The sequence below is a fragment of the Streptomyces sp. NPDC051051 genome, assembly GCF_040682975.1.
Lineage (GTDB): Bacteria > Actinomycetota > Actinomycetes > Streptomycetales > Streptomycetaceae > Streptomyces.
In genome coordinates, this window is record NZ_JBFBCB010000109.1 from 1 (window position 1) to 7,457 (window position 7,457).

Below are 7,457 nucleotides of genomic sequence, written 5' to 3' on the forward strand. Positions count from 1 at the left end.
CGATACTGGTTGTATCGGGGCGACCCCGACAACGCGGCGAGCGTGCGTGCCAGGCGTCGCCGGGCAGACGGGACTTTCGAAACACGCCCTAGCGGCCTCCGCACGTCTCGTACGGCGGTGGGGGCGGCCTTTCCCGAGAAGGCCGCCCCCACCGCCGTAGGCATGTACGCATCCGGCTCAGAAGAACACCGACCGCCGTTGCACCAGCAGCTTGTAGAGCGTGTGCTGGATCTGTTCCCTGACCTGGTCCGTCAGGTTGAACATCAGCATCGGGTCCTCGGCCGCCTCCGGCGGATAGCCGTCCGTGGGGATCGGCTCGCCGAACTGGATCGTCCACTTCGTGGGCAGCGGGATCGCGCCGAGCGGGCCGAGCCAGGGGAACGTCGGGGTGAGCGGGAAGTACGGGAAACCGAGCACGCGGGCGAGCGTCCTGGCGTTGCCGATCATGGGGTAGATCTCCTCGGCCCCGACGATCGAGCAGGGGATGATCGGGGCGCCCTGCCGCAGCGCCGTCGACACGAAGCCGCCCCGGCCGAACCGCTGGAGCTTGTAGCGCTCGCTGAAGGGCTTCCCGATGCCCTTGAAGCCCTCCGGCATCACCCCGACCAGCTCGCCCTGCGCCAGGAGCCGTTCGGCGTCCTCCGAGCACGCCAGGGTGTGCCCGAGCTTGCGGGCCAGCTCGTTGACGACCGGCAGGACGAACACCAGGTCGGCGGCGAGCAGCCGCAGGTGACGGCCGGCCGAGTGCTGGTCGTGCACGGCGACCTGCATCATCAGCCCGTCCAGCGGCAGCGTCCCGGAGTGGTTGGCGACGATCAGCGCACCGCCGTCCGCCGGGATGTTCTCGACGCCCTTGACCTCCACCCGGAAGTACTTCTCGTACACCGGGCGCAGCAGGGACATCAGGACCTGGTCGGTCAGCTCCTGGTCGTAGCCGAAGTCGTCGACGTCGTAGTCACCGGTCAGTCGGCGGCGCAGGAAGGACAGCCCGCCGGCGATCCGCCGCTCCAGGCCGCCGCCGTCGCCGTCGCCGTCCGGCCGCGGCGACTGTTCCTCACCGGTCACGGGAACATCATCCCGCGGAACGGCCCTGGTCGGCAGGGCCTGGACCGCACCGGCCTCAGCGGCCTCACCGATCTCGCGGACCGGCGCAGGTTCGCCGGTCCCGCGCCGGTTCCCCGCGCCCCGGCGCCGCGACGGCCGCTGCACGGCACCCCCGCGGGACCGGTCGTCGTCGAACGGAATGACCTTGGCGTCCGCCATCGTTGATGCGCTCCTCAGTTGGCGCTCTGCGTCGGGGGGTGGCCGCCGCCCGCGTGGGGCAGCGCGGCGATCCGGTCGACGACCCCGGCAAGGGCCTCGGGGGGCAGGAGCCCCGGCCCCTGGCTGTGTGCGAAGTCCGCGAAGGTCTCCGCGGTGGTGTACCTCGGCGTGAATCCCAGCGTCTCGCGCATCTGGTCGGTCGCCACGACCCTCCCGTGCGTGAGCAGCCGGATCTGCTCGGGCGAGAAGTCCGTCATGCCCAGCGTACGCACCAGGGTGCCCGCCCAGGTGACGGCCGGCAGCAGGAGCGGGACGGTGGGCCGGCCGAGCCGCCGCGAGCACTGCGACAGCAGCAGCACGCCGTCGCCGGCGATGTTGAAGGTGCCGCTGTTGAGCGTCCCCCGCCGAGGTTCGTGCGAGCCGATCCGCAGCACCTCGATCACGTCGTCCTCGTGCACGAACTGCAGGCGCGGGTCGTAGCCGAACACGGTCGGCAGGACCGGCAGCGAGAAGTACGAGGCGAGCGGGGTCTCCGCGGTCGGGCCGAGGATGTTGGCGAACCGCAGCACGCACACGGCGACGTCGGGCCGCCGCCGGGCGAATCCGCGGACGTACCCCTCGACCTCCACGGTGTCCTTGGCGAAGCCGCCGCTGGGCAGCGACTTGGCCACGGTGGTCTCGGTGAACACGGCCGGATCGCGGGGCGCGGAGCCGTACACGTTGGTGCTGGACTTCACGACGAGCCGCTTCACGTTCGGCGACTTCTGGCAGGCGCCGAGTAGCTGCATCGTCCCGATGACGTTGGTCTCCTTGACCGTGGTCCGGCTCCCGCTGCCGAGCGCGGTGGCCGTCACGTCCAGGTGGACGACCGTGTCGGCGCCGGTCTCGGCGAGGACCCGCGCGATGGCGGACTGCCGGATGTCGGCCTGGACGAAATCCGCGCCGCCGAGATGGTGTTCGGGCCGCACGGCGTCCACCGCGATCACCCGGTCCACGTCCGGGTCACGCTGGATCCGTCGTACGAACCGGCCCCCCAGCTGACGGGCCACCCCGGTCACCAGCACGACCTTGCCCAAGATCAGCGCCTTCCTTCCGCACTAGGTCCGGTCCTACCCTGCCGCATCGCCCACCTTGCCGGGTTCCCCGCTGCGGGCCAACTTAGCGGGTCGGTGTTGCGCTGTGATGACCACCCGATGCGCCACGTGACGGCACCGGCCGGTCGTACGACAGGATCAGCCACGTTCCCGTCCGGGCGCACGCACGGGGTTCAGCCGGCCGCACGGGAAGCCGACATGCGTGTGGCCCCCCAGCCGGTTACCGGCTGGGGGGCCACACCACGCTTCCGCGGCTCGCGTCGAACGAACTTACTTCTTGTTACGACGCTGAACGCGCGTGCGCTTGAGCAGCTTGCGGTGCTTCTTCTTGGCCATCCGCTTGCGCCGCTTCTTGATAACAGAGCCCACGACTACCCTCGCTCACTTCTCATCACTCGGTGCTGGGCGCCATGGGCCCATACGACCTACGAGGGGCTAGCCTACCCGCCCGAGCGCTGAGGTCGTAATCGAGGCGGCGGAGGGACCCCGAAGCGCCCTGTGACGCGGATCCCCCCGCCCTGCCGTCAGGCGGTTTCCACCCCCACATAGCTCTCGCGGAGGTACTCGTGAACCGCTTGCTCCGGGACACGGAAGGACCTTCCGACCCGGATCGCGGGCAGATGACCGCTGTGCACCAGCCGGTACACGGTCATCTTCGACACTCGCATCACCGAGGCGACCTCCGCCACGGTAAGGAACTGAACCTCGTTCAGAGGCCTCTCGCCAGCTGCAGCCATGACACACCTGAACCTTCCGCACTCGACTCGACGGCCACCGGCTTCCCCTTCCGGTGACTCTTCGTCGCTGCGTGCTCACTCCCCAATGTAGGGGCGGGTGATGCGAGTGGGGAAGAGGTGCACCCGTCGGCGGCCTACTGTGACAGGCCTGCCCGATCGAGTACGTAGTGGGTGAGCGGCAGGTAGTAGCCGGCGCGCGCGCCGTCATCAAGCGGAACGGCGACGGACACGACCCCCTCGGCCTGCCCGACGAAGAGCGCGGGATCGTCGGTGTCCCCCGGCCCGATCGCCTCGAACCCCAGCTGACCTGCTCCGCAGACCCAGCCGTGGTCCCCGATCACCAGATCCGGCAGCGGCCCGCCGGCCTCCGCGGCCGCCGCCAGCGCCAGTCGAACCGGGAGGGGTGAGTGCGTGTGCACGCCGGTCGCACCACCGGGGCGCCCGGACCCGGGTTCCCGCACCGACCCGACACCGCGTACGTAGGCGAGGCGGAGCGTGCGTAGACCGAACCGGGTCGTTATGTCGACACAGCGACCCTGCGCCGGGGTGAGGACAACACATCCCGCCGCCGACAGGGCGTCTGCGATCCCTGCGTAGAACCCGAGCAGCCGGTGCGGATGCCCGGTCCCGAACAGCACGGCCCCACCACGCCGGGCAACCACGGCGAGCCGCTCGGCGAACGCGTCCAGCGCGAGAAGCGTCAGCTCGGGATCGATCACATCATGCCCGGAAACGTGCTCCGGATCGGCCGAAACGCCACACTTCTCCGCCATGAGCGAGATCAACTCCCGCTCCGACCAGACCCCTTCAGGGTCGATCCCGATCAACACCCGAGGATCCCGGGCCGCGAACGCCCGATAGCGCCGAAGACTCCCCTCCCGCTCGGTTCCCACCGCTCCCGCCAGCCCCACCCGAACCAGATACTCCGCCATACCACCCCGACTCGACACCCTGAAATCCTCCCGAACACCCCCTCCCCCCACCACCCGAACCCCCGAAGCCCCCACGGTCGGCGTAAGACCGTCACCGCCCACGGCGGAAAAACTGAGCGGGTCCAAAAACCCTGCACGGGCGCAGGGGACGGAGTCCCCGCCGTGGTCGAGGGGGCGGAGTCCCTGGGGACGGGAACGGGTAAGGGCGGCGGGGGCGAACCCTCACCCCGCCACCCCCTACGCCAGCAACCCCCGCAACGGAAACGCCGCCCGCCGGGTCGCCAGCACCGCCTGGTCCAACCGGTCCGCGGGGTCGTACCCCGCCTCCCAGGCACCCCAGGACACCGGCCACCGCCCATCGGTCATCCGCACCGGCCCCAACTGCCGCGTACGAGCGAACACCTCCCGCCGCCACCCCTCGGGAATCACCGTCTCCGGCGCCACGGGCCGCCCCGCCGCGATCCCCACCAGGTGCGTCCACGACCGCGGCACCACCTCCACCACCGCGTAACCACCGCCCCCCAGCGCGACCCACTTCCCCCCGGCGTACTCGTGCGCCAGCTCATGGCAGGCGACCTGCACGGCCCGCTGCGCGTCCAACGACACCGCCAGGTGGGCCAACGGATCCTCGAAATGCGTATCCGCCCCGTGCTGGGTGACCAGCACGTCCGGCCGGAAATCAGCGACCAGTTCCGGCACCACGGCGTGAAACGCCCGCAGCCACCCCGCGTCCCCCGTCCCCGCCGGCAGAGCCACGTTCACCGCGGCCCCTTCCCCGTCCCCCGCCCCGGTCTCCTCCGGCCATCCGGTCTGCGGAAACAGGGTCCGGGGATGCTCGTGCAGCGAGATCGTCAGCACCCGCGGGTCCTCCCAGAAGGCCGCCTGCACGCCGTCCCCGTGATGCACGTCGACATCCACGTACGCGACCCGCCGAGCCCCCAGCTCCAGCAACCGCGCGATGGCCAACGACGCGTCGTTGTAGACGCAGAACCCCGCCGCACCACCGGGCATCGCATGATGCAACCCGCCCGTGAAGTTCACCGCGTGCAGCGCGTCCCCCCGCCACACCGCCTCCGCCGCCCCCACGGACAGCCCGGCGATCAACGAGGACACCTCGTGCATCCCGGCGAAGGCCGGATCGTCCACCGTGCCGAGCCCGTACGACACGTCCGCCGCCCGCGGATCGGCGGAGGCGGCCTTCACGGCCTGGATGTAGTCCTCCCGGTGGACGAGCCGCAGCGTCGAGTCCCCCGCCGGCTTGGCGGAGACGATCTCCACCTCCCGGTCGAGCCCCAGGGCGTCGACCAGTCGCCGGGTCAGGGCCAGCCGTACCGGATCCATCGGATGGTTCGGACCGAAGTCATACCCCGTTACTGCCTCGTCCCACATCAGCTGTGCGCGGCCGCTCATGCCCGCCACCGTATCGGTCGGGTTGAGGCGTGAACGACCTGGCGTACCCGAACGTCACCAGCACCAACACCATCGGCACAGCCATCGCCCCCCGGTAGCTCCACGCGTCCCCCAGCGCCCCGACCAGCGGCGAACCGATCAGGAAGCCGACGTAGTTGAAGACGTTGAGCCGAGCGACGGCCGCGTCCGAGGCCCCCGGGAACAGCCTCCCCGCCGCCGCGAACGTCTGCGGCACCAGCACACACAGCCCCAGCCCCACCAACGTGAACCCACCCGTCCCCGCCCAGGCCCCCGGCGCGACGGCCACCACCGCGAACCCCGCCGCCGCCACCGCCGCCCCCACCCGTACGACCGCGGCGGCCCCGTACCGCCGCACCCCGAGGTCCCCGATGGCCCGCCCGAGCAGCGTGGTGACCATGTAGACGTTGTAAGGGACGGTCGCCAGCTGCTCGGAACTCCCGAGCACGTCCTGGAGGTACTTCGCGCTCCAGTTGGACACGGTCGAGTCCCCGATGTAGGCGAAGGTCATCACCAGGCACAACGGCAACAGCGCCTTGAAGACGACACCCCCGCTCCGTTCCGCCTCGTCCGCCTCGAGGACGGCGCCGCGTCCACCGCCGTCCGCGTCGACGTACCACCGGCTCCCCACCAGCACGGCCGGCAGCAGCACCAGCACCACCGGCAGGTACGACACCCACAGCGCGAGATGCCAGTGCGCCCCGGCCCACGCCAGTGAGGCCCCCACGATGCCGCCGAGGCTGTACACCGCGTGGAAGCCGAGCATGATGCTCCGCCCGTACTCGCGCTGGAGGCTCACCCCGAGCATGTTCATCGAGGCGTCCAGCGCTCCCACGGCGAGCCCGAACAGCGCGAGCGCGACACCCAGCCCGGCCATCCGCTCCCCGGCCCCCACCCCGAGCAACGCGAGCAGCACGACCGGCTGGGACCAGCGCAGCAGCCGGCTGGGCGGTATCCGCTTCACGAGCCGCTCGGTGGCCACGCTCCCCACCCCGGCCAGGATCGGTACGGCGGCGAGGAAGACGGGCAGCAGCGCGTCGGAGATCCCGTAACGGTCCTGGATGGCCGGGATCCGGGTCACGAGCAGCGCGAAGGCGACGCCCTGGGCGAAGAAGCCGAACGCCAACGAGGCCCTACCGCGCCGCAGCACTTCTGTCATGGCGGCGAGCGTAGGGCCCCGGCGTACTCGTGGGTAGATCCAGCCAAAGATGAAATCCCCTCAGCTCTGCCGCAGGGCTCACCTCAGCAGGTCGGCCAACTCCCCCATGTCGGCGAAGAGTCCGGTGGCACCGGCGAGCTTCGCGGCCGGCGTCATCGCGGTGAACCCGTACACGTCCATCCCGGCCGCCACGGCCGCCTGCACCCCGAGCGGGCTGTCCTCGACGACCACACACCTCTTTGGCGCCACCCCCATCCGCTCGGCCGCGTACAGGAAGAGGTCCGGCGCCGGCTTTCCCTTGCCCACGTCCTGCGCACTGAAGATCCGCGCGTCCTCGAACCACCGGTCCAGCCCGGTCGTCCGGTGCCCCACCCGTATCCGCTCATGGCTCCCGGAAGAGGCGACACAGTACGGCACCCCGTCCGCGGCGAGCTTCTCCAGCACGTCGGTCACCCCGGCCACGGGCAGCAACTCCCGCTCGAACGCGGCGAACACCCGGGCGTGAAAGACATCGTCGAAGTCCGCCGGCAGCCGCTGCCCGGTCCGCTCCAGCACCAGGTCGTGAATCCGGTGCATGGCGGACCCCATGTAGTCCCTGATGGAGTCCTCGTACGAGGTCGGGTGCCCGAGTTCCGTGAGATAGGCGGCCAGCAGCCGGTTGGAGATCGACTCACTGTCGACGAGTACACCGTCATTGTCGAAGACGACCAGGTCGTAGCGCATGACTCGATCCTAGAACGCTAAAAGTCCCCGATAAACGCAGGAAACCCCCGTGCCATCGGCACGGGGGTTTCCCGGAAAGATTGTTCGGCGGCGTCCTACTCTCCCACAGGGTCCCCCCTGC

8 protein-coding genes are annotated in these 7,457 nt (G+C 70.4%); all 8 read right to left on the minus strand.

What is annotated here, in order from left to right; translation table 11 throughout:
* Positions 1-177 precede the first annotated feature (177 nt).
* The gene (locus tag AB0N31_RS35955) at positions 178-1,263 is read right to left on the minus strand and encodes a lysophospholipid acyltransferase family protein (protein WP_366062749.1); all 1,086 of its coding nucleotides are present in this window, start codon (positions 1,261-1,263) and stop codon (positions 178-180) included.
* A gap of 14 nt (positions 1,264-1,277) precedes the next feature.
* A complete protein-coding gene (locus AB0N31_RS35960) occupies positions 1,278-2,339 on the minus strand; it encodes an NAD-dependent epimerase/dehydratase family protein (protein WP_366062751.1) in 1,062 nt (353 codons plus the stop codon).
* A 288-nt stretch (positions 2,340-2,627) separates the two neighbouring features.
* On the minus strand, positions 2,628-2,726 hold the full coding sequence (locus tag AB0N31_RS35965) for an AURKAIP1/COX24 domain-containing protein (RefSeq protein WP_003948845.1): 99 nt from the start codon (positions 2,724-2,726) through the stop codon (positions 2,628-2,630).
* A 155-nt stretch (positions 2,727-2,881) separates the two neighbouring features.
* Positions 2,882-3,094 (minus strand): helix-turn-helix domain-containing protein, encoded by a 213-nt coding sequence (locus tag AB0N31_RS35970; RefSeq protein WP_004984898.1) that lies wholly within the window; start codon positions 3,092-3,094, stop codon positions 2,882-2,884.
* Positions 3,095-3,228: 134 nt separating this feature from the next.
* Positions 3,229-4,026, minus strand: coding sequence for a phosphatase (locus tag AB0N31_RS35975; protein WP_366062752.1), 798 nt, complete (start codon positions 4,024-4,026; stop codon positions 3,229-3,231).
* Between the two features lie 237 nt (positions 4,027-4,263).
* Positions 4,264-5,436, minus strand: coding sequence for an acetoin utilization protein AcuC (locus tag AB0N31_RS35980; protein WP_366062753.1), 1,173 nt, complete (start codon positions 5,434-5,436; stop codon positions 4,264-4,266).
* Entirely contained in the window at positions 5,387-6,613 is a 1,227-nt protein-coding gene (locus AB0N31_RS35985) for an MFS transporter (RefSeq protein WP_366062755.1), read from the minus strand. The genes AB0N31_RS35980 and AB0N31_RS35985 overlap by 50 nt, the downstream gene beginning before the upstream one ends.
* Positions 6,614-6,691: 78 nt before the next feature.
* A complete protein-coding gene (locus AB0N31_RS35990; protein ID WP_366062756.1) occupies positions 6,692-7,336 on the minus strand; it encodes an HAD family hydrolase in 645 nt (214 codons plus the stop codon).
* Positions 7,337-7,457 lie beyond the last annotated feature (121 nt).

Coding starts and splice junctions, on each gene's coding strand:
- AB0N31_RS35955 (WP_366062749.1), bottom strand. CDS start 1,263: ATGGCGGACGCCAAGGTCATTCCGTTCGACGACGACCGGTCCCGCGGG.
- AB0N31_RS35970 (WP_004984898.1), bottom strand. CDS start 3,094: ATGGCTGCAGCTGGCGAGAGGCCTCTGAACGAGGTTCAGTTCCTTACC.
- AB0N31_RS35975 (WP_366062752.1), bottom strand. CDS start 4,026: ATGGCGGAGTATCTGGTTCGGGTGGGGCTGGCGGGAGCGGTGGGAACC.
- AB0N31_RS35980 (WP_366062753.1), bottom strand. CDS start 5,436: ATGAGCGGCCGCGCACAGCTGATGTGGGACGAGGCAGTAACGGGGTAT.
- AB0N31_RS35985 (WP_366062755.1), bottom strand. CDS start 6,613: ATGACAGAAGTGCTGCGGCGCGGTAGGGCCTCGTTGGCGTTCGGCTTC.
- AB0N31_RS35990 (WP_366062756.1), bottom strand. CDS start 7,336: ATGCGCTACGACCTGGTCGTCTTCGACAATGACGGTGTACTCGTCGAC.